This window comes from Mesorhizobium sp. IMUNJ 23232, assembly GCF_044326205.1.
Lineage (GTDB): Bacteria > Pseudomonadota > Alphaproteobacteria > Rhizobiales > Rhizobiaceae > Kumtagia.
Genome location: NZ_JBIRCY010000030.1, coordinates 59,894 through 80,037, shown reverse-complemented (window position 1 = coordinate 80,037; position 20,144 = coordinate 59,894). Strand labels below are relative to the sequence as shown.

Annotated in this window: 20 protein-coding genes; 16 read left to right on the top strand and 4 right to left on the bottom strand. The window is 64.0% G+C overall.

Features of this window, described 5'->3' with window-relative positions:
* Window positions 1-57: 57 nt before the first annotated feature.
* From ACH196_RS21390 to ACH196_RS21315, 16 genes are all read left to right on the top strand, one after another.
* A complete protein-coding gene (locus tag ACH196_RS21390) occupies window positions 58-849 on the top strand; it encodes an ABC transporter ATP-binding protein (RefSeq protein WP_396648948.1) in 792 nt (263 codons plus the stop codon).
* A 23-nt stretch (window positions 850-872) separates the two neighbouring features.
* Window positions 873-2,120, top strand: coding sequence for an SfnB family sulfur acquisition oxidoreductase (locus ACH196_RS21385; protein WP_396648947.1), 1,248 nt, complete (start codon window positions 873-875; stop codon window positions 2,118-2,120).
* Window positions 2,121-2,220: 100 nt separating this feature from the next.
* Window positions 2,221-2,781, top strand: coding sequence for an FMN reductase (gene msuE / locus ACH196_RS21380; protein ID WP_396648946.1), 561 nt, complete (start codon window positions 2,221-2,223; stop codon window positions 2,779-2,781).
* 475 nt (window positions 2,782-3,256) lie between these two features.
* Window positions 3,257-5,251, top strand: coding sequence for a conjugal transfer protein TraG (locus ACH196_RS21375; protein ID WP_396648945.1), 1,995 nt, complete (start codon window positions 3,257-3,259; stop codon window positions 5,249-5,251).
* 6 nt (window positions 5,252-5,257) lie between these two features.
* Window positions 5,258-5,713 carry a CopG family transcriptional regulator gene (locus ACH196_RS21370; RefSeq protein WP_396648944.1) on the top strand — a complete coding sequence of 152 codons (456 nt, stop codon included), beginning with the start codon at window positions 5,258-5,260 and terminating at the stop codon, window positions 5,711-5,713.
* A gap of 202 nt (window positions 5,714-5,915) precedes the next feature.
* A complete protein-coding gene (trbB, locus tag ACH196_RS21365) occupies window positions 5,916-6,866 on the top strand; it encodes a P-type conjugative transfer ATPase TrbB (RefSeq protein ID WP_396648972.1) in 951 nt (316 codons plus the stop codon).
* A gap of 2 nt (window positions 6,867-6,868) precedes the next feature.
* Window positions 6,869-7,204, top strand: a complete 336-nt coding sequence (locus ACH196_RS21360) for a TrbC/VirB2 family protein (RefSeq protein WP_396648943.1) — start codon at window positions 6,869-6,871, stop codon at window positions 7,202-7,204.
* Window positions 7,204-7,467 (top strand): VirB3 family type IV secretion system protein, encoded by a 264-nt coding sequence (locus ACH196_RS21355; RefSeq protein WP_396648942.1) that lies wholly within the window; start codon window positions 7,204-7,206, stop codon window positions 7,465-7,467. The genes ACH196_RS21360 and ACH196_RS21355 overlap by 1 nt, the downstream gene beginning before the upstream one ends.
* A gap of 15 nt (window positions 7,468-7,482) precedes the next feature.
* Window positions 7,483-9,975, top strand: a complete 2,493-nt coding sequence (trbE, locus tag ACH196_RS21350) for a conjugal transfer protein TrbE (protein WP_396648941.1) — start codon at window positions 7,483-7,485, stop codon at window positions 9,973-9,975.
* Between the two features lie 11 nt (window positions 9,976-9,986).
* Entirely contained in the window at window positions 9,987-10,736 is a 750-nt protein-coding gene (trbJ, locus tag ACH196_RS21345; protein WP_396648940.1) for a P-type conjugative transfer protein TrbJ, read from the top strand.
* A gap of 14 nt (window positions 10,737-10,750) precedes the next feature.
* Window positions 10,751-11,107 carry a putative entry exclusion protein TrbK-alt gene (gene trbK-alt / locus ACH196_RS21340; RefSeq protein WP_396648939.1) on the top strand — a complete coding sequence of 119 codons (357 nt, stop codon included), beginning with the start codon at window positions 10,751-10,753 and terminating at the stop codon, window positions 11,105-11,107.
* On the top strand, window positions 11,104-12,471 hold the full coding sequence (gene trbL / locus ACH196_RS21335) for a P-type conjugative transfer protein TrbL (protein ID WP_396648938.1): 1,368 nt from the start codon (window positions 11,104-11,106) through the stop codon (window positions 12,469-12,471). Before trbK-alt ends, trbL begins: the two co-directional genes overlap by 4 nt.
* Complete coding sequence (gene trbF / locus ACH196_RS21330; RefSeq protein WP_396648937.1) at window positions 12,468-13,157, top strand: conjugal transfer protein TrbF; 690 nt, start codon at window positions 12,468-12,470, stop codon at window positions 13,155-13,157. Before trbL ends, trbF begins: the two co-directional genes overlap by 4 nt.
* On the top strand, window positions 13,154-14,218 hold the full coding sequence (trbG, locus tag ACH196_RS21325; protein WP_396648936.1) for a P-type conjugative transfer protein TrbG: 1,065 nt from the start codon (window positions 13,154-13,156) through the stop codon (window positions 14,216-14,218). Before trbF ends, trbG begins: the two co-directional genes overlap by 4 nt.
* Window positions 14,215-15,429 (top strand): TrbI/VirB10 family protein, encoded by a 1,215-nt coding sequence (locus ACH196_RS21320; protein WP_396648935.1) that lies wholly within the window; start codon window positions 14,215-14,217, stop codon window positions 15,427-15,429. Before trbG ends, ACH196_RS21320 begins: the two co-directional genes overlap by 4 nt.
* Entirely contained in the window at window positions 15,426-15,656 is a 231-nt protein-coding gene (locus ACH196_RS21315; RefSeq protein ID WP_396648934.1) for a DUF2274 domain-containing protein, read from the top strand. Before ACH196_RS21320 ends, ACH196_RS21315 begins: the two co-directional genes overlap by 4 nt.
* Before the next feature lie 25 nt (window positions 15,657-15,681).
* On the opposite strand, the gene ACH196_RS21310 is transcribed toward ACH196_RS21315, so the two are convergent.
* The 4 genes from ACH196_RS21310 to ACH196_RS21295 form a co-directional block, all read right to left on the bottom strand.
* Window positions 15,682-16,575, bottom strand: a complete 894-nt coding sequence (locus ACH196_RS21310; RefSeq protein WP_396648933.1) for a LysR family transcriptional regulator — start codon at window positions 16,573-16,575, stop codon at window positions 15,682-15,684.
* 88 nt (window positions 16,576-16,663) lie between these two features.
* Window positions 16,664-17,308: an acyl-homoserine-lactone synthase gene (locus ACH196_RS21305; RefSeq protein WP_396648932.1), complete on the bottom strand. Its 645-nt coding sequence runs from the start codon at window positions 17,306-17,308 to the stop codon at window positions 16,664-16,666.
* Window positions 17,309-17,383: 75 nt separating this feature from the next.
* The gene (locus ACH196_RS21300; RefSeq protein ID WP_396648931.1) at window positions 17,384-18,058 is read right to left on the bottom strand and encodes an autoinducer binding domain-containing protein; all 675 of its coding nucleotides are present in this window, start codon (window positions 18,056-18,058) and stop codon (window positions 17,384-17,386) included.
* 346 nt (window positions 18,059-18,404) lie between these two features.
* Entirely contained in the window at window positions 18,405-20,078 is a 1,674-nt protein-coding gene (locus ACH196_RS21295; protein WP_396648930.1) for an FAD-dependent oxidoreductase, read from the bottom strand.
* Window positions 20,079-20,144: the final 66 nt, after the last annotated feature.

Genomic DNA, 20,144 nt, shown 5'->3' with positions numbered 1-20,144 from the left:
CGCCGGACCAAGTTCCGGCGCCCGTTCGCCTCCTTTGCAAGAACCGGGAAAGACGCGATGCCAGGCAATGACGTCATCCTTGTCGTGGACAATGTCCATGCCACCTACAATCACGCCATCACCGCGCTGCATGGCGTCAGCTTCGAGCTCAGGCGCGGCGAGATCCTGGCGCTGCTCGGCGCCAACGGCGCCGGCAAGAGCACGACGCTGAAGGCGGTCTCCAACCTGCTGCCCGCCGAGCGCGGCCAGATCAATGCCGGCGCGATCCGGTTCGAAGGCAGCGACGTCACCCGCCGCAAGCCGGGCGACCTCGTGCGCGCCGGGCTTGTCCAGGTGCTGGAGGGCCGCCACTGCTTCAAAAGCCTGACCGTCGAGGAGAACCTGGTTTCCGGCGGCATCGGCCGCAGCGGCCGGCGCGCCGAGATCAACCAGGACCTCGAGCGGATCTACGATTTCTTCCCGCGCCTTAAGGAGAAGCGTCGCACGCTTGCCGGCCTGACCTCGGGCGGTGAGCAGCAGATGACCGCGATCGGCCGGGCGCTGATGTCGCGTCCCCGCCTGCTGGTCCTCGACGAGCCGTCCATGGGGCTCGCGCCGCTGGTCGTCCAGGACATCTTCCTGGCGCTGAGGAAACTCAACCAGGAGTCGGGCCTGTCGATCCTGGTCGCCGAGCAGAACTCGGCCGTCGCGCTCAAATATGCCGACCACGCCTCCGTGCTCGAGAACGGCGTTTCCGTCCTGTCGGGACCGGCAGCGGAGCTGCGCCAGCGCGAGGACGTGCGCGCCTTCTATCTCGGACAGCAGGCTTCGCCCGCCACGCCGCCCGTCCATCTTCATGCCGTCGCCTGAACCGAAATCCGAAGGAGAATGAAATGACTGTGTCCAACGTCAAGACCGACAAGGCCGCGGCAGCCGTGCCGCCCGTCGCGCGGCCAACCGAGCCGGCGCATATCATCAGGGATGATGCCGAGGCGATCGCGGTCGCCCAGAGGTTGGCCGCCGAATTCGTCAAGGACTCCTCCCGGCGCGACCGCGACCGGGTCTGGCCCGTGGCCGAGCTCGATCAGTTCTCGCAGAGCGGCCTGTGGTCGATCAACGTGCCGAAGGCGTTCGGCGGCCCGGAAGTGTCCTACGCGACGCTTGCCAAGGTGATCGAGATCATCTCGGCGGCCGATTCCTCGATCGGCCAGATCGCGCAGAACCATCTCGGCGTCGTCGCGGCCATCCGCACGGTCTCCGACAAGGAACAGCAGGCGCTGTTGTTTGCCGAAGTGCTGAAGGGCACGCGGTTCGGCAATGCCTTCTCGGAATTCGGCTCCAAGCGCGCCGCCGATTTCGAGACCAAGCTCACCGACGCTGGCGATCATGTCATCGTCAATGGCCAGAAGTTCTATTCGTCCGGCGCGCTTCTGGCGCATCTGGTGCCGATCGTGGCGCTCGACGATGAGGGCCGCGCCTGGTACGCGATCGCCGACCGTGGCGCGCCCGGCCTGACCGTGATCGACGACTGGTCGAGCTTCGGCCAGCGCACGACGCTGTCGGGCACGGTCATCATCGACAACGTCAAGGTGCCGAAGACGCATCTGGTGCCCGGCTACAAGGGCTATGACAAGCCGACGGCCGACGGCGCGATCTTCCAGATCATCCAGGTCGCGGTCGACACCGGCATCGCGCAGGCGGCGATCGACGAGACGGTTAATTTCGTCAGGACCAAGAGCCGCGCCTGGATCGACAGCGGTGTCGACAATGCTTGGGACGACCCCTACACGATTCAGGCGATCGGCAATCTGACGCTTCGCCTCCACGCCGCGCAGGCGCTGCTGGAAAAGGCAGGCCACGCCATCGACAGGGCCGTCGCCGAGCCGACCGCCGAGACGGTGGCGCACGCCCAGATCGTCACCGCGGAATCGAAGATCCTGTCGACCGAGATCGCGATTGCGGCGACGAACAAGCTCTTCGAACTTGCCGGAACGCGCTCGACGCTTGCCGAGCACAATCTCGACCGGCATTGGCGCAATGCCCGCACCCATACGCTGCACGATCCGGTGCGCTGGAAATATTCGATCCTCGGCAAGTATTTCCTCAATGGTGAAAATCCGCCCCTACACGCCTGGAGTTGATTGGACCGTTCCGTCGAGCGGCTCGGTCAAGTTCGCCAAACGGCGGCCCGGGTAGAGCCGCCCAACTTTCAGCCCAGGAGCCATCCCGGAGATCCGTTCCATGTCAAATCCAGCTATCGTCGGCTTTTCCGGCAACATCACACGTCCGTCGAAGACGCGCGCCTTCGTCGACCTTATTGTCCAGGACATCGCCACGCGCCATGACCTGCCGGCGCGCACCTATGACATCGATGATGTCGGCCCGTCGCTGGGAACCGCCAAATGGGCGAGGGATCTCGATGCACGAGCGCAGGCCATTTTTTCGCACGTTGTCGCCGCGGATGTGCTCGTCGTCGGCTCGCCGACCTACAAAGGAAGCTATACCGGCTTGTTCAAGCATTTCTTCGACCTTGTCGACCCGTCAGCGTTGAGGGGCAAGCCGGTGCTTCTGACGGCGACAGGAGGCGGCGAGCGCCACGCCTTGATTGTCGAGCACCAGCTTAGGCCGCTGTTCGGCTTTTTCGAGGCCTTCGCACTGCCCACGGCGGTATACGCGACCGACAAGGATTTCATCGACGGCGTAGTTCGCTCCGAGCCGATCCTGAAGCGGGTCGCACAAGCTGTCAGTGAAGTTGCGGTTCAGCTCGCAAAACGGTCAGGTGTTCGATTGGCCGCAGAGTGAGTATGCAGTGCTGCCGGATACAGTTCGTTGTCAGTGCGGTCGCGGACCAAGGAAGTCCTTAAATCCTTAGCGGCGGCTATGCGTGATCTCAACAATTCTGCCTTGACGGCAGACGTTGTGATCCTTCCTGCTCTTCCTACCCGTCAAGGCAATCACTGAAGCTTCTCTAGCCAGCTAGCCCGATCGCAGCGCGACCATGACGTTCGGCAAGGCTACCCGTGATGTCTGCTTCCGGGCATAGGCAAAGTTTGGCTCTATGACCGACATGAGGCGTGACCCTGCTATTCTGTGTGCGGAAATAGAGGTCGGCTTCGGGCTCATCTGATCGGTTGGCGGGTCAAACGGCCGTCCGCAGATAACCTGTCTTTTCCGGTCGTGGTACGACTAGCGGCGGCATCGAGCTGTTTTTCGTTGCATCAGTGAAGTGCCGCTTTCCCTGTCTCCCTCCGGTTTTCACGCAATCGGAGAAACGCGCATGTCCGCGACACGCATCCTGTGGGGGCAGATCCTCGTCGTTCTGACGATAGTGCTCCTGACCACGTGGGGCGCGACGCAGTGGACGGCATGGCGGCTGGGGTTTCAGGCGCAGCTCGGCTCGCCATGGTTCGAGCTCGGCGGCTGGCCCTTCTATCCGCCACCTGCCTTCTTCTGGTGGTGGTACTTCTATGACGCCTATGCGCCGTGGGTCTTCTACGAGGGCGCGGCGATCGCGGCCTCTGGCGGCTTCCTGGCCATCGTCGTCGCGATCACTATGTCGGTGTGGCGTGCGCGAGAGGCGAAGAGCGCCGAGACCTATGGCTCCGCGCGCTGGGCAACGCGCGACGAGATCGTGAAGGCGGGTTTGCTTGGACTGGACGGCGTGGTGCTCGGCCGCTTCGAGCGCGACTACCTCCGCCACGATGGACCGGAGCATGTTTTGTGCTTCGCGCCGACCCGGAGCGGCAAGGGCGTCGGGCTGGTCGTGCCCTCGCTACTGACCTGGCCGGGCAGCACGATCGTCCACGATATCAAGGGCGAGAATTTCGAACTGACCGCCGGCTGGCGCTCGCGCTTCGGCCGCGTGCTGCTTTTCGATCCCACCAATGCGGCGTCGGCCGCCTACAATCCGCTGCTCGAAGTCCGGCGCGGCGAGTGGGAGGTCCGCGACGTGCAGAACGTTGCCGATGTGCTGGTCGATCCCGAAGGTTCGCTCGAACGGCGCAACCATTGGGAGAAGACTAGCCATGCTCTCTTGGTCGGCGCAATCCTGCACGTGCTCTACGCCGACAAGGACAAGACGCTGGCGGGGGTCGCCAACTTCCTTTCCGATCCGCGCCGGCCGATCGAGAAGACGCTGCGCGCCATGATGCTGACCAGGCATCTGGGCGACGCAGGGCCGCATCCCGTGGTGGCGTCGGCCGCGCGCGAGCTGCTCAACAAGAGCGAGAACGAGCGAAGCGGCGTGCTCTCCACCGCCATGTCCTTTCTCGGGCTCTATCGCGACCCCGTCGTGGCGAAGGTGACGTCACGCTGCGACTGGCGCATCGCCGACATCGTGGAGGGCGAGCGGCCGACCACGCTCTACCTCGTCGTGCCGCCTTCGGACATCTCCCGTACCAAGCCGCTGATCCGCCTGGTGCTCAACCAGATCGGCCGCCGACTGACGGAGGACCTGCATGCGAAGGAGAGACGCCAGCAACTCCTGCTGATGCTCGACGAGTTTCCGGCGCTCGGCCGGCTGGACTTCTTCGAATCCGCGCTCGCCTTCATGGCGGGCTATGGCATCCGGAGTTTTCTGATCGCGCAGAGCCTCAACCAGATCGAGAAGGCCTACGGACCAAACAACTCCATCCTCGACAACTGTCATGTCCGTGTGAGCTTCGCCACCAATGACGAGCGCACGGCCAAGCGCGTCTCGGACTCGCTCGGCACGGCAACAGAGATGCGGGCGATGAAGAACTATGCCGGCCACCGGCTCTCGCCCTGGCTTGGGCACCTGATGGTGTCGCGGCAGGAAACGGCGCGAGCGCTGATGACGCCGGGCGAGGTGATGCAACTTCCGCCGACCGATGCCATTGTCATGGTGTCAGGCATTTTCCCTATCCGGGCGAAGAAGGCACGATATTTCGCCGATCCGCGGCTCGCCGAGCGCGTGCTGCCCCCGCCGAAGCCAAGCGAAGCGGCGAAGGTCAGCTCCCGGCCGGACGACTGGAGCGATCTTCCTGTACTGACTGATCCCGACAAACCTGAACAATCTGCATCGGAGTCCAATGCCGACGACGAAGATACCGACAACAGCGGCATCCGCCGCGAGCCCGAACTGCCGGAGCACGAGGCTATCGAACCGAACGAGCCTATCCGGCAACACGAGTTCGACCTGGATGCCGATGAGCCGGACGATGATGCTGTTCGTCGCCGGTCGATCGATCGGGCGATGCGGCAGGTGGCCCGGCAGGCTTCGCTCGACCAGAACGACGGCATTGAGCTCTGACCGGTCATGAAGAAGAAGCGGCTCTCAGCCTATCTCGACGCGAACGTGATGAACGCGCTCGCCGACTACGCGGCCAAGCGCGATGTTTCGCTGTCGCTGATCGCCGAGGCTGCGATAGCGTCGTTCCTTTCGCCAGACGCGGCGGAGAGGAAGGAGGCGGCTATCACCCGCCGTCTCGATCAGCTCGACCGACGCATCCAGCGCGTCGAACGTGACATTGGAATCGCGACGGAGACGATCGCGCTGTTCGTGCGCTTCTGGCTCGCCTCCACTCCGGCGCTGCCGGAATCCGTTCAGGCTGAGGCGCGCGCCAAGGGCCTGCAGCGCTATGACGGCTTCGTCGCCGCGCTCGGCCGTAGGCTGAGCAAAGGACCGAAGCTCAGGCAGGAGATCGCCGAGGATGTGCCGGCTGCGCCTTCGGACGACGATGATTCGGCCTCCGGACCGCCTTCCGCTCGCTGAGCCGAAATCCCCGCACCGAATTCCGCAAGTCAATTCACGTCGGAGCAGCAGGGTCCTGAACTGCTTGTTGCAAGGGCGGGGATCCTGCCTCTTCTAATCATCCCCATTCGCGGCGCGATGCAATGCGCCGGCTGAAACGGGGACAATCGTGGCGGCTCACCACAATCATCAAGGCAGGGAAGCGGTCTCGCGCGGCGCGCGCATGTTGCGCACGGCGCTCGGCCCAGCCATCGCGTCCTATCTCGAAGATCCCTCAATCGTCGAGGTGATGCTGAACCCCGACGGCCGGCTCTGGGTCGACCGCCTTCGGGAAGGTCTCGTCGCCACCGATAACGTCCTGATTCCGGCGGATGGCGAACGGATCGTGCGCCTTGTCGCGCATCATGTCGGCGCCGAGGTTCATCGTGGCTTCCCTCGCGTCTCTGCCGAGCTGCCAGAGACCGGCGAGCGCTTCGAGGGGCTGCTCCCGCCCGTCGTGACCGCGCCAACCTTTGCCATCCGCAAGCCCGCGGTCGCGGTGTTCTCGCTCGCCGACTACGTCGGCGCCGACATCATGACGCAGTCCCAGGCCGATGTGCTCAGACTCGCCGTCGAAAAGCGCAAGAATATCCTGGTCGCCGGTGGCACATCGACCGGCAAGACCACCCTCACCAACGCCTTGCTGGCGGAGGTCGCGAAGACCTCCGACCGCGTGGTGCTAATCGAGGACACGCGCGAGCTTCAGTGCGCTGCGGAGAACCTCGTGGCGCTGCGCACCAAGGACGGCGTCGCCTCACTCTCCGATCTGGTGAAGTCGTCGCTCCGTCTGCGGCCGGACCGCATCCCGATCGGCGAGGTCCGTGGAGCCGAGGCGCTCGACCTGCTCAAAGCCTGGGGCACCGGCCATCCGGGTGGCATCGGAACCATCCACGCCAACACCGCGATTGGCGCGCTGCGCCGACTGGAGCAGCTCGTGCAAGAGGCCGTCGTCACGGTGCCGCGCGCTCTAATCGCTGAGACGATCGACATCATCGCGGTTCTGTCAGGACGCGGCTCCGCGCGCCGCCTCGTCGAAATCGCTCTTGTCGATGGGCTCGATCCGGCAAGCGGCGACTACCGCACTATCAACGCTCAGCTCGAATCCGATCCGCAATGCCTTCCGACAGGAGAATAAGAATGAGCCGCTCAATCCTCACTGACGTTCGTGGTCATCTTGTCCACGCCACCGCGCTGGCTTCCGTGACCATGCTGACCGCCATCCCAGCCTATGCGGCCGGCTCTTCCATGCCGTGGGAGGAACCGCTTCAGCAAGTCCTTGAATCGATCGAGGGCCCGGTCGCCAAGATCGTCGCCGTCATCATCATCATCGTCACCGGCCTGACGCTCGCTTTCGGCGACACCGCCGGCGGCTTCCGGCGTCTTGTGCAGATCGTGTTCGGCCTGTCGATCGCCTTCGCGGCCAGCTCCTTCTTCCTGTCCTTTTTCTCCTTCGGCGGCGGAGCCCTGGTCTGATGGAGGACGAGGTTCGCGGCTTCTTCGCACGGGTCCATCGCGCGCTCACCGAACCGATCCTCCTCGCTGGCGCGCCACGAGCGGTCGCCATCGCCAACGGTACGCTTGCCGGTGCGGTCGGTCTCGGCCTGCGCCTTTGGATCGCCGGCCTGGTTATCTGGGCGATCGGCCACTTTGCTGCCGTCTGGGCGGCGAAGCGCGATGCACAGTTCGTCGACGTGGTGCGCAGGCATCTTCGTTATCCGGCCCATCTCGGCGTGTGAGGGGAGGCGGATGTCATGCTGAACCTCGCCGAATACAGAAAGAAGAACGCCAGCCTCGCAGATTTCCTGCCTTGGGCAGCTCTAGTCGCGCCGGGCGTCGTGCTCAACAAGGATGGGTCGTTCCAGCGCACCGCCCGCTTCCGAGGTCCAGATCTCGACAGCGCCACGCCAGCCGAGCTGGTCGGCACGACGGCTCGGCTCAACAACGCGTTGCGCCGTCTCGGGTCCGGCTGGGCCATCTTCGTCGAGGCGCAGCGGAATCCCGCCACCGACTATCCCGAGAGCCTGTTCCCGGATTCCGCATCAGCGCTCGTCGACCTGGAGCGCCGCGAACAGTTCGAGGAGGGTGGCGTGCTGTTCGAATCAAGCTACTTCCTCACCTTCGTCTGGCTGCCGCCGGCCGAGGAAGCCTCCCGCATGGAGAGCTGGCTCTACGAGGGCCGGGAAAGGAGCGGCGTCGATCCCTGGGAGCTCCTGAAAGGTTTCGTCGATCGCACCGATCGCGTGCTCAACCTGGTCGAAGGTTTCGTACCCGAGGCGGAATGGCTCGATGACTCCGAGACCCTGACCTACCTGCACTCGACCATCTCGACAAAGCGCCATCGTGTGCGCATCCCCGAGACGCCGATGCATCTCGATGCGCTGCTGGCCGACCAGCCGCTCGCTGGCGGACTGGAGCCGAGGCTCGGTGATTTCCACCTGCGCACGCTCACGATCATGGGTTTTCCCACCACCACATTCCCCGGAATCCTGGACGACCTCAACCGGTTGGCGTTCCTGTACCGCTGGTCGACGCGGGCAATCATGCTCGACAAGACCGACGCAACAAGACTCGTCACCCGCATTCGCCGGCAATGGTTCGCCAAGCGCAAATCGGTCGCGGCCATCATCAAGGAGGTGATGACCAACGAGGCGTCGGTGCTCCTCGATACCGACGCGGCGAACAAGGCCGCCGACGCCGATGCCGCGCTGCAGGATCTTGGCTCCGACCAGGTCGGCGAAGCTTACGTCACCGCCTCGGTGACGGTCTGGGATGCCGATCCTGCAATCGCCAACGAGAAGTTACGGCTGGTCGAAAAGGTCATCCAGGGCAGAGACTTCACCTCGATCGTCGAAAGCGTCAACGCCATTGAGGCCTGGCTCGGCAGCATACCCGGCCATGTCTATGCCAACGTCCGCCAACCGCCGCTCTCGACGCTGAACCTCGCCCATATGATCCCGCTGTCGGCGGTCTGGGCCGGGCCGCCGACAGACGAGCATTTTAGGGCGCCGCCGCTGTTCTACGCGAAGACGGAGGGCGCTACACCGTTCCGCTTTTCGCTGCATGTCGGCGACGTCGGCCACACGCTGGTCGTCGGCCCGACGGGCGCGGGCAAGTCCGTGCTGCTCGCGCTGATGGCGCTGCAGTTTCGGCGCTACGAGAACAGCCAGGTCTTCGCATTCGATTTCGGCGGCAGCATCAGGGCCGCGACACTGGCCATGGACGGCGACTGGCAGGACCTTGGTGGCAGCGCCGTCCGTCATCGAGATGAAGCCGATCCGTTGATGCGGCTCGCTCTCTCCGATCTTACCCACGATGCGAACACGGTCTCACTCCAGCCGCTCGCCGGCATCCATCACACGCCCGAGCGTGCATGGGCCGCCGACTGGTTGGTCGACATCCTCGTGCGAGAGGGCGTCACGGCGACTCCCGAAGTTAAGGAACACCTCTGGTCGGCGTTGACCTCGCTCGCCTCCGCCCCGGTCGAGGAGCGGACGCTGACCGGCCTTTCCGTCCTTTTGCAATCGTCGGCTCTGAAACAGGCTTTGCGGCCATACTGCATCGGCGGTGCGTACGGACGACTGCTCGACGCCGAGCACGAGCGGCTCGGCGATGCGTCAATCCAAGCCTTCGAGACTGAGGGACTGATCGGCACGGGGGCGGCGTCGGCCGTGCTCGCCTATCTGTTCCATCGCATCCAGAGCCGCATGGACGGCCGTCCGACGCTGCTCATCATCGACGAGGGCTGGCTTGCGCTGGACGACGGTGGCTTTGCAGACCAGCTCCGCGAGTGGCTGAAGACGCTTCGGAAAAAGAACGCCTCCGTGATCTTCGCCACGCAGTCGCTGTCGGACATCGACGGCAGCAGAATTGCGCCGGCCATCGTCGAGAGCTGCCCGACGCGGTTGTTCCTCCCAAACGAGCGCGCTATCGAGCCGCAGATCACCGCTATCTATCGCCGTTTCGGCCTGAACAATCGCCAGATCGAGATCGTCGCAAGAGCGACGCCAAAGCGGGACTACTACTGCCAGTCGCGACGCGGCAACCGGCTGTTCGAGCTCGGCCTTGGACCGATCGCGCTGGCGCTCTGCGCGGCGTCGGCGAAGACCGATCAGACGGCGATCGAGAGCATCATCGCCGAGAGCGGCCGGCGGTACTTCCTCGAAGCCTGGCTTTCTCATCGCGGTCTCGCATGGGCCGCCGACCTCATTCCCGATCTCACCAACGTCATCGACCAATCCGCATAGGAGGCTTCGTCATGAACCCTGTTTCCACCCGATTCCGCTTTCGTCACCTGGCAGCCGCCACCATTCTTGCTGGAGCCGTCGCACTGTCGTCGCAGGACGCCTCGGCGCTCATCGTCTTCGATCCCAGCAACTACGCCGAAAACGTGCTCCAGGCGGCACGCGCGCTGGCGCAGATCAACAATCAGGTCACCTCGCTCGCCAACGAAGTGCAGATGCTAATCAACCAGGCGAAGAACCTCGCTTCGCTGCCGACATCGGTGCTCGATCAGATCGAGGGCAACTTTGCCGAGATGAAGGACCTGCTTGGGGAGGCCGAACAGCTCGCCTACAGCGTCGACCAAATCGAAGAGCAGTTCTCCTCCACCTTCGAGGATTTTACTGTCGACAAGACAGGCGCGGAACTCGTCGACGGCGCACGGCAGCGCTGGCAGGCATCGCTCTCCGCGTTCGAGCACTCGCTGAAGGCCGGCGCCGTCGCCGTCGGCAACATCGAGGGCACGAAGACCCAGACCGGCACCCTGGTCGCCGCCAGCAAGTCGGCGGTCGGCATCCTGCAGGCGACGCAGGCCGGCAACGAGCTTCTGGCCGTGCAGGCAAGGCAGTTCGCTGACCTCACCGCGATGCTGGCCGCTCAAGGAAGGGCCGGCGCGCTGGAAGAGGCGCGGCAGGCGGCGGCTGAAGCGCAGGCGCGCGAGCAGTTCGGCCGCTTCATGGCCGGTCGCAGCTACACCCCGTCCACTGTCCGCATGTTCCACGACTGAGCGGAACACCTGCGATGGATCTGAAGATCGCCGCCCGGATGATTGCCGTTCTTGCCCTTGGCGCTGCCATGACAGCCGCGGTCATGGCCTGGCGCGGCGACGGCACGGAGGACGCCCCCTCCCACCACCTCCGCCATCCGGGCGGCGAGCCTGAACGTTCAGAGCTTGCTCGCTGCCGCACACTCGGCATAGCCGCCGCCGACGATGCCGCCTGCAAGAAGGCATGGGCGGAGAACCGCCGACGCTTCCTTGGGACCCGCGAGCCGGAGCGCTCCGCCACGCCGAAGCCGGAACGGTTCGGCGGCGATACTGAAGGCGACGCATCGCCGCACACGGTGCATCCTACGGTCAGCTTGCCGGTGTCGCCATGAACGATACCGGCGTCATCGACCGCTTCCTCGAAACCTTCACCTCCTACATCGACTCCGGCTTCGGCCTGCTGGGCGGCGAGGTGGCGTTCCTGACTACCACGCTGATCGTCATCGACATCACGCTGGCCGGGCTGTTCTGGGCCTGGGGCGCGGACGAGGATGTGCTCCAGCGGCTCGTGAAGAAGACGCTCTACATCGGCTTCTTCGCTTTCATCATAGGCAACTTCAACCGTCTCGCCGGCATCGTCTTCGAGAGCTTTTCCGGCCTCGGTCTTCAGGCCGGGGGATCGTCGCTCTCCGGCGCCGAGCTTCTGCAGCCCGGCCGCGTCGCGCAGGTCGGCATTGACGCCGGCAATCCGATCCTCGAGGCCGCCGGCGAGCTGATGGGCTACGTCTCGTTCTTCGAGAACTTCGTGCAGATCATGGTGCTCATGATCGCCTGGGCCATCGTGCTGATCGCGTTCTTCATTCTCGCCGTCCAGATCTTCGTGACGCTCATCGAGTTCAAGCTGACGACGCTTGCCGGCTTCGTGCTCATCCCCTTCGCGTTGTTCAACAAGACAGCCTTCCTCGCCGAAAAGGTGCTCGGCAACATTGTCGCCTCGGGCGTCAAGATCCTCGTGCTCGCGGTCATCGTCGGCATCGGCTCGGGCCTGTTCGACGAGTTCACCTCCGGCTTCGCCGAGCAACCGACCATTACCGATGCTCTGGCTCTCGTGCTCGGCGCGCTGTCCCTAATGGGCTTGTCAATCTTCGGCCCCGGCATCGCGACAGGACTCATCTCGGGCGCCCCGCAGCTTGGCGCCGGTGCTGCCGTTGGCACTGGCCTAGCCGTCGCAGGCGTGGGTGCTGCCGGCTACATGGGAACTCGCGCGGGATTGAGTGCGGCCGGCAATACCGTCGCGGCCGGTGGACGCATGACGGCCGCGGCCGCACGCGGCGGGGCGCATCTCGCCGGCAACACGTCGACCGCCTATGAGCTTGGAGCCTCCACATCCGGTCAGACCGGCATGGGAGCTGCGGCTGCCGGCTTGAGCGGGATGGCTAGGGCCGGCGCAGGCGCCGTTGCGCAGCCGGCGCGCGATGCCATGTCGCGTGCGGCTGCATCCCTCCAGTCCAGTCACGCCGCCGGCCGCTCTGGCGCATGGACCGCCACCGGTGGCGAGACATCCGGCGGAGCTTCAGCTTCTGCGGCATCATCAACTTCCGAATCCGCTTCGGGCGGACCACCGCCCTGGGCCGCGCGCATGAAGCGTGGCAGCGCGATGAGCCACGGCGCCAGCGTCGCCGCCCACACGATCGGCTCCAGCGACCATGGCGGCGGTTCCATGTCCGTGTCCCTCAATCAGGATGACCGCAGATGAAACTCTTCAAGCGTCCTTCCGTGCGCTACGCACGAACGCCCGAACCCGATACACCCTATCAGCGCGCCGCGCAGGTCTGGGACGAGCGGATCGGCTCGTCCCGCGTGCAGGCGCGAAACTGGAGACTGATGGCCTTCGGATCGTTGGTTCTCGCCGGCGGCTTCGCGGTGGCCCTCGTTTGGCAGTCGACGCGAGGCACCGTGGTGCCCTGGGTGGTGCAGGTCGACAGGTTTGGAGAGGCGCAGGCGGTGGCGCCGGCCATCGTGGACTATCGCCCCACGGATCCGCAGATCGCGTGGCATCTGGCACGCTTCATCGAGCAGGTGAGAAGCATTCCCGCCGATCCCATCATTGTGCGGCAGAACTGGCTGCGCGCTTACGAATACACGACCGATCGCGGCGCGATCGCGCTCAACGACTTTGCTCGCTCCAACGATCCGTTCAGCAAGGTCGGCAAGAGCCAGGTCGCCGTCGACATCTCCAGTGTCATCCGCGCTTCGCCGGACTCGTTCCGCATCGCTTGGACCGAGCGCCGCTACGAGAACGGTCAACTCGCTGTGACCGAGCGCTGGACCGCCATTCTTACCGTTGTGATCGAGCAGCCTCGCACGGCCGACAGGCTGAGAGCGAACCCGCTCGGCGTCTACGTCAACGCAATCAACTGGTCGAGGGAGATGGGATCATGAACCACCCAGCGAAGGAAAATGCGGGCAGGAAGGTGGCTGGTCGCTCCTTGCCGCTGATCGTCGCTCTGTCCGCAGCCACCGCGCTTGCCGGCTGTGCCAAGAAATACGTCCCGCCGGAGATTGACTACGATGACGTGGCTCCAGCCGTGCTCACTGGCGACCCGCCCGGACCGGTCCGCGTGGTGGAGACGCCGAAGCCGCTGCCGCTGCCCGGCCAGTTGAAGCCGGTCGCGACGGACAAGGAGAAGCCGGAACAGGCAGATCCCAAGGCCCGCATCACCAGTGCGAACGAGGCTGCCCGCATGCAGCCTGTCCGCGACGGTTTCATCAACGCCGTGCAGGTCTATCCCTTCTCACCCGGCGCGCTCTATCAGGTCTATGCCGCGCCCGGGCAGGTGACGGACATCGCGCTCCAGCCGGGCGAGCAGCTCGTCGGTTCCGGTCCGGTCGCAGCCGGCGACACCGTGCGCTGGATCATCGGCGATACCGAGAGCGGGGCAGGGGACAGGCGGCAGGTGCATATCCTGGTGAAGCCGACACGTCCCGACCTCCAGACCAACGTCGTCATCAACACCGATCGCCGCACCTACCATCTCGAGTTGCGGTCCACGCCCTCGACCTACATGGCATCGGTCTCATGGCAGTATGCGCTGGACCAGTTGATTGCGCTTCATCGGCAGAATGAGCGCGCCGCAGCTGCGCAGCCCGTCGCCACCGGCGTCGATATCTCGAAGCTTAACTTCCGCTATCGTATCGAGGGGGATGCCGCGCCGTGGAAGCCGCGGCGCGCCTTCGATGATGGCAGCAAGGTCTATATCGAGTTTCCATCTGGTATCGGCCAGGGCGAGATGCCGCCGCTCTTCGTCATCGGTCCGTCCGGCAACTCCGAGCTGGTCAACTACCGCTCCCGCCAGAACTACTATGTCGTCGATCGTCTCTTCGCCGCTGCCGAGCTGCGACTTGGTGACAAGGATTCCGAGCGCCGCGTCCGGATCGTCCGCACAGACGGCAGGCCGGCAACGCGGCGGACGGCGCTCTCTGCGACGGAGCGCAGCAGATGACAGGCTCTTCCGATGCCTCCGCTCCCGACGTCAGGTCGGAGCTTCGCCTGCGGCCTGAGCCCGGCCGTGTCACACGACTCTCACGAAAGGTATTGATCGGGCTTGGCGGAGTGAGCGCCATCGCCGTTTTCGGTGCGCTGATCTGGGCGCTGGATACAAACCGGCGCGATGGCCAGTCTTCCACCGAGCTCTTCACCACCGAAAACCGATCCACCGCCGACGGGCTGCAAAACCTGCCGCGCGACTACACAGGGATTCCACAGTTGGGGCCGCCGCTACCTGGCGACCTTGGCCGACCGATCCGCCGCGCCCAGGAGCGCGGCGCGCCGGTCACCGTGCCGGACATCCGAACGCCGCGTGCCGATCCGGAGGAGCAGCGCCGCCTTGCCGAGACCGAGGCGGCGCGAGTGGCAAAACTGTTCACCGACAGCCTCGGCAAAAGGGGGGTTGAGAAGCAGGCACTTGGAACAAAATCTGGCGACACCGACCCAGCGACCGGCCTGACCACGCCGGCCGAGCCGCCGCCGCTAGACGAGGGCTCCGCCCAGAATATGCAAGATCGCAAGCTCGCCTTCGTCAATGCGGAATCCGATCGGCGCACGGTCAGTCCCGATCGTGTGCATGACAAGGTTTCGCCTTATGTCTTGCAAGGCGGTACAGTCATTCCCGCTGCGCTGGTCACCGGCATCAACTCCGACCTGCCGGGGCAGATCACCGCCCAGGTGACAGAGCATGTCTATGACAGTCCAACGGGATCGCATCTCCTCATCCCGCAGGGCGCGCGGCTGATCGGCCGGTACGATAGCCAGGTCGCCTTCGGCCAGTCACGTGTGCTGCTCGTCTGGAACCGGCTCATCATGCCCGACGGCACCTCGATCGTTCTGGAGCGCCAGCAGGGCGCGGATGCGCAAGGCTTCTCCGGACTCGAGGATGACGTCGATTATCATTGGGGCCAGCTCTTCCGGGCCGCAGCCCTCTCCACGCTGCTTGGCATCGGCACGGAGCTTGGTTCGAGTGACGATGAGAGTGAGATCGCCCAAGCTATCCGCGAGAGCGTGCAGGATTCCGTCTCCGACATTGGCCAGCAGATCGTGCGGCGCCAGCTCAACATCCAGCCGACGCTGACGGTTCGGCCCGGCTTCCCGATCCGCATCATCGTCAATCGCGATCTGGTGATGCAGCCCTACGGCACGGCGAAGGAACCATCGTGACCAAGCTGAAGCTCTCCGGCATCCCCGACGACCGTCCCGTCAAAGTCACGGTGGAACTGCCGGCCGCCGTCCATCGCGACCTCGTCGCTTATGCCGAGATTTTGGCAAAGACCAACCGCGAAACCACACCGCCAGATCCAGTCAAGCTCATTGCCCCCATGCTCCAACGCTTCATGGCGACCGATAGGGCATTCGCCAAGGCGCGGAAGGACCGGAAGGTCGATTGAGGCGCCAGTCGGCTACTATTGGCGATCAGGCTTCCGGATGTTTCCTCCGCAGAAACGCGACAAACGCCGCCAGTACCGGGTTGGAGTTGTCCGACCGCCAATGCGCATCGTAGCGAAGTCGGACCGCCCTGCCGTCGGTCGTGAGCGTCGACGACACGACGCCTTCGATCAGAATTGCGGCATCGCACTCAGGAAGCAGCGTAATACCCAATCCTTTCCGGACAAGATTTAGCAGGCTCAATCGGCTCACGTCATGGCGGACGGTAGGAGGGAACGTGCTATTGGCGGCGATGCTGGAGAGAGCCGCCAGATCGACGGACTGCTGATTGTCAAGGACGGTCTCCGCAACGAGGTCCCCCCAATCGATTTGCTTCCGATCGGCTATCGGATGCTCCATCGCTGTTGCGACGACTATGTGATCGCGCCACAGACACAGGCTCTCGCTTGGACTGCGCTGATCGAACCCGTGCGCGATCACCACGTCGATCGTCCGGTCGCTGAGGCCGGCGCGCAGTTCCGCACGCTGAACCTCGGTGAACCGAATGTCTACTTCCGGTCTGTCCCGAACGAACGCGACGACAGCGTCTACATACCCGTAGGCAGGAAGCGGCGCGTCGATGCCGATCGAAAGCCTACCCGTTTCGCCACGGCCGCTCCTGTCAGCCATGGAGAGTGTACCGTCGAGGTCCGTCAGCACGCGGCGAAGATTGGCAAGGAAGCGTTCGCCGGCCGCAGTTGGGCGGACGCCGCCAGGATGGCGGTCGAACAACATGACGCCAAGCGTGAGCTCGAGATCGCGGACGCGGCGGCTAAGCGCGGTGTGGTGCATGTTTAGGCGGGGCGATGCCGCGAGAAAGCTGCCTTCTTCGGCCACCACGAGTACGCAATGAAGGGTCAGGAGCTGGATGGAACGTCGCACCGCCTATCGTTCCCTTCTCTGCCCGGTCCTCGGCATCTGGCGTCACGTCCGGAGGTGGCGCCCCGTCTGCTGGAGTCGTGGTTTCGGACTATGGTGCCTGACGATTATGGGTTCGACGGCTGCTCAACGCAGGCGGCGCGACGGCGGCGGGAGAAACCGTGCGCGTTTCGCGGAGCCGGTCGAGCGTCCGTCTGTCGAAGCTGGCTGTGACGGCAACTGTCTCCTCGCCGTTGATCAATCGAGGCAAGCCCAGCGGCGTCACCCGGAAATGGAGTTGCACCAGACGCAGTAGCCAGAGCGGGTTCGTCTCGATGATGATCGTGTCGACCCCGGTGTCGAGGCCCCATTCGACGATGCCGGAGAGCAGCGCGTTCGCGACCGGGCTGAGCATCCGGCCGCGCTCCCGATATGCCGGCTCCACACAGTAGCGCGTCCACTCCCAGATATTGGGCCCAACCGGACGCCTGCCTTCGCACAGCTCAGGCATAACATCCGAAAGCAGATGCGGCTGAGTTGTAGGCAGCATCCGCTGATAGCCGATCACCCGTCCAGCCTCGACATAAAGCATGTGAACGGCGTGCTCGTCGTCGAAGCGGTCGATCTCACACCCGTCGTCACGACGGAGACCGGTCCAGCCCTTTTCTTCAACAAAGACACGATGGCGGAGCCGGAAAGCCTCATTCAGCTCTATTTGGTAGCGATCGATAGTGTGAGAAGTGACGATGTTCAGCATCGATAGTCCTCCAATTGGAGATCAATCGATCGTCCCCCGTCATGTACGGAGTCGGCACTACGAAATTCCGTAGGTTCAAAAAATTATTCTGAGCCGAAGCGCCTCTGCGACCGCATGAACGGTGTTTGTGACGCCCAGTTTCTCACGAATGGCTCGCAAGTGCATTTCTGCTGTATGAGCGCTAATAGAAAGGCGATCTGCGATCTCCTCGTTTTTGAGGCCTTCTGATGCCCAACGAAGAACATCCAATTGGCGAGGCGAGAGTCGAATCTCGGGCCGGAGGCCTCCTTCCATGAGCACGATCGCGCAACCGGCCGCATACGCTGAAATGAGCTCTAAGCTAAGCCGCTCTCGCCGACTAAACTCCAACCGCTCTCCCGCGATGGAAATGCCGATCGGCTGCCGCTCCACCGTGGAAAGCGCGATCGTGAAACCTTCTAACAAGCGAAATTCGGTCGCTTCGCTCATAACTGATTTCTCGGGCAGAGAAATCGGACGATGAGTGTCGAGTTCACTCCAGAGAAAGGAAGCCGTACCTTCACGAACTAGGCGAATCGTAGGATCACGATACAGATAGCCACTCGAAAAGTAGCGCTCCGACCATTCCCTTGGCCAGGAGTGTAACAGGACATGGGACAACTGCCCGGTCCTGGACAGCGCTGGAGGCGGGATTACGCCCGCGAGCAGATGGCTGGCGCCAATTCGGCTCGCGAACTCGAGCACTTCCGAACAAATTTCCTGCGCCGTCATACTTCGCCGGAGGCGGATCATAAGATCGTAGGTATCCTCCAATCGAGCCCGGCGAAGGCGGTTGTTGCAATTTAATCTCACTGGGACCGAGGGCTCCCTTTCCCTGTGTCGACCCTTGCGGGTTTTTTCCTGGGCATATCGTCGATGAGGCTGCTGCAGCAGGCTCGAGTGACCGAGCCGACTGAGCCCGCGAACATGACCGTCACATCACCAGGCTATTCGCCCCTCGCTCACTCCAACGATTATCGTTCTCGAAATCATTCGGCCCCTCTGGCGTCGGTTGGCAGTATCCGGTACGCGTTTTGACGCGATGCGTGGAAACCATCAGCGACCCGCGTCAAAAAGGCTAGTGGATGCCGTCGCGGATTGCCTTCACGGCGCGATAGGCGAACACAATGCCCGGCCCGATTGTGATGCCCGCGCCCGGATAGATGCCGCGCATGACAGACGTCGCGTCATTGCCGCAGGCAAACAAACCATCAATCGGCTTTCCATGCGCATCGAGAACCCTGTTCGACGTGTCGGTAGCCAGTCCGGTCGCCGTCCCCAGCGTGGCAGGAACGATCTTCAATGCGACGAAGGGTCCAGTCTTGATCGGGCCAAGATTCGGATTGACCTTGCCGACCGAGGGATCGCCGAGCGTGCGGTTGAAGGCGGACTCGCCGCGATGGAAATAGGGGTCGATGCCGGTCCCGGTGTGTTCGTTGTGTTCCTTGACCGTCGCTTCGAGCGCGTTCGGATCGAGCCCGATCTTGCCCGCCAGCCCGGTTAGCGTGTCGGCCACATGGATGTAGCCGACGCGCTCGTACGGCTTGGTGCTGAAGGTCCAGGGCCACGGAAGCAGCTGTCCCATGCCGCGCTTTTTCAGGAACTCATGATCGCAGATGAAATAGAACCGATCGTCCTTCGGGTACCCGTTCTGGAACATCGCGATGCAGATGTCGTGGTACGGATTGGATTCGTTGACGAACCGCCGCGCGTCGGGTCCCACCGCGATCACGCCGGGGCGGCCGCGGTCGAGCCAACCATAGGGGACCGTGTGAACGCCCCCCTTCGTGTCGCGCAGAAGCGAGACCGGCGTCCAGAACCCTGCGCTCGCGACTTCGTTGTCGATCTTCCCTCCGGCCCCCAGCCCGATCTTGATGCCGTCGCCCGTCGCGTCCGGATGCGCCAGTGTGTCCTCGTGCTGGTGGTCGCCGCTGAGAGCCGCGCGGAGCCCTGCATCACGTGCAAATCCGCCGGTCGCGAGGACGATGCCTCTCTCGGCCTTGACGCGCAGCTCGTGGCCATCCTTGCGGATCACCGCGCCGATCACCTTGCCGTGGTCCATAATGAGTTCGGCCAGCGGCGCTTGCGTCCAGATGTCGACCTTACGCTTGCGCAGGCTCGTGATGAACCGTGCTATCAGCGCGTTGCCACCGCTAAGCTCCGTGCCGCGGCGATACCGCATCCGGTCGCCTGCATAGCGGCCCAAGCGGCGGAGCACGTGCCGCAGCGAATCCATCGACTTGAAAGGGTTCAGGAACTTCCCGACCTCGCCGGACGAGATCATCATGCCGCCGAGGACCACCCGGATTGGGTCGCCGACCAGGTCGAAATCCTTCCCCAGCAGGCGACCGTCATAGGGCGCGGGGCTCAGCGCCCGGCCGGAGTTCACCCCACCGGGCTGGCTCGAATGATAGTCCGGCGGCGAAGCAAGCGTGAACTTCACGTCCGACCCCTTCTCGATCTCGACAAGGGCAGCGGGCCCGTCCGCCAGATAGGCCTCGACGAAGTCCTCGCGGTAGTAGTTGCCGAGTTCGCCCTTCAGGTAGGTCCGGGCGTTGTCGATGCTGTCGTTCACCTTCCCGGCCACGGCCTGGGGAGAGCAGGGAACCCAGATCATGCCGTTCGACAGGGCCGTCGTCCCTCCGAGCCGCGGGGATTTCTCGGAGACGAGGACGCGGAGACCGGCCTGCGCGGCGTAGAGCGCCGCCGACAGTCCAGCCGCGCCGCTCCCGACCGCGATGACGTCGAACACAGCGTCCCAACGGGACACAGCGGGTCGCCTCGAGGCGATGGGGCTAGCGGTCTCGGCCATGTGTCT

Bases quoted from the DNA above. Each gene is read 5' to 3' on its own strand.
- trbL (WP_396648938.1), top strand. From the start codon at position 11,104: ATGAACGATACCGGCGTCATCGACCGCTTCCTCGAAACCTTCACCTCC.
- ACH196_RS21385 (WP_396648947.1), top strand. From the start codon at position 873: ATGACTGTGTCCAACGTCAAGACCGACAAGGCCGCGGCAGCCGTGCCG.
- ACH196_RS21375 (WP_396648945.1), top strand. From the start codon at position 3,257: ATGTCCGCGACACGCATCCTGTGGGGGCAGATCCTCGTCGTTCTGACG.
- ACH196_RS21355 (WP_396648942.1), top strand. From the start codon at position 7,204: ATGGAGGACGAGGTTCGCGGCTTCTTCGCACGGGTCCATCGCGCGCTC.
- trbG (WP_396648936.1), top strand. From the start codon at position 13,154: ATGAACCACCCAGCGAAGGAAAATGCGGGCAGGAAGGTGGCTGGTCGC.
- trbJ (WP_396648940.1), top strand. From the start codon at position 9,987: ATGAACCCTGTTTCCACCCGATTCCGCTTTCGTCACCTGGCAGCCGCC.
- ACH196_RS21370 (WP_396648944.1), top strand. From the start codon at position 5,258: ATGAAGAAGAAGCGGCTCTCAGCCTATCTCGACGCGAACGTGATGAAC.
- trbK-alt (WP_396648939.1), top strand. From the start codon at position 10,751: ATGGATCTGAAGATCGCCGCCCGGATGATTGCCGTTCTTGCCCTTGGC.
- trbF (WP_396648937.1), top strand. From the start codon at position 12,468: ATGAAACTCTTCAAGCGTCCTTCCGTGCGCTACGCACGAACGCCCGAA.
- ACH196_RS21320 (WP_396648935.1), top strand. From the start codon at position 14,215: ATGACAGGCTCTTCCGATGCCTCCGCTCCCGACGTCAGGTCGGAGCTT.
- ACH196_RS21300 (WP_396648931.1), bottom strand. From the start codon at position 18,058: ATGACGGCGCAGGAAATTTGTTCGGAAGTGCTCGAGTTCGCGAGCCGA.
- ACH196_RS21305 (WP_396648932.1), bottom strand. From the start codon at position 17,308: ATGCTGAACATCGTCACTTCTCACACTATCGATCGCTACCAAATAGAG.
- ACH196_RS21360 (WP_396648943.1), top strand. From the start codon at position 6,869: ATGAGCCGCTCAATCCTCACTGACGTTCGTGGTCATCTTGTCCACGCC.
- trbB (WP_396648972.1), top strand. From the start codon at position 5,916: ATGTTGCGCACGGCGCTCGGCCCAGCCATCGCGTCCTATCTCGAAGAT.
- ACH196_RS21390 (WP_396648948.1), top strand. From the start codon at position 58: ATGCCAGGCAATGACGTCATCCTTGTCGTGGACAATGTCCATGCCACC.
- msuE (WP_396648946.1), top strand. From the start codon at position 2,221: ATGTCAAATCCAGCTATCGTCGGCTTTTCCGGCAACATCACACGTCCG.
- trbE (WP_396648941.1), top strand. From the start codon at position 7,483: ATGCTGAACCTCGCCGAATACAGAAAGAAGAACGCCAGCCTCGCAGAT.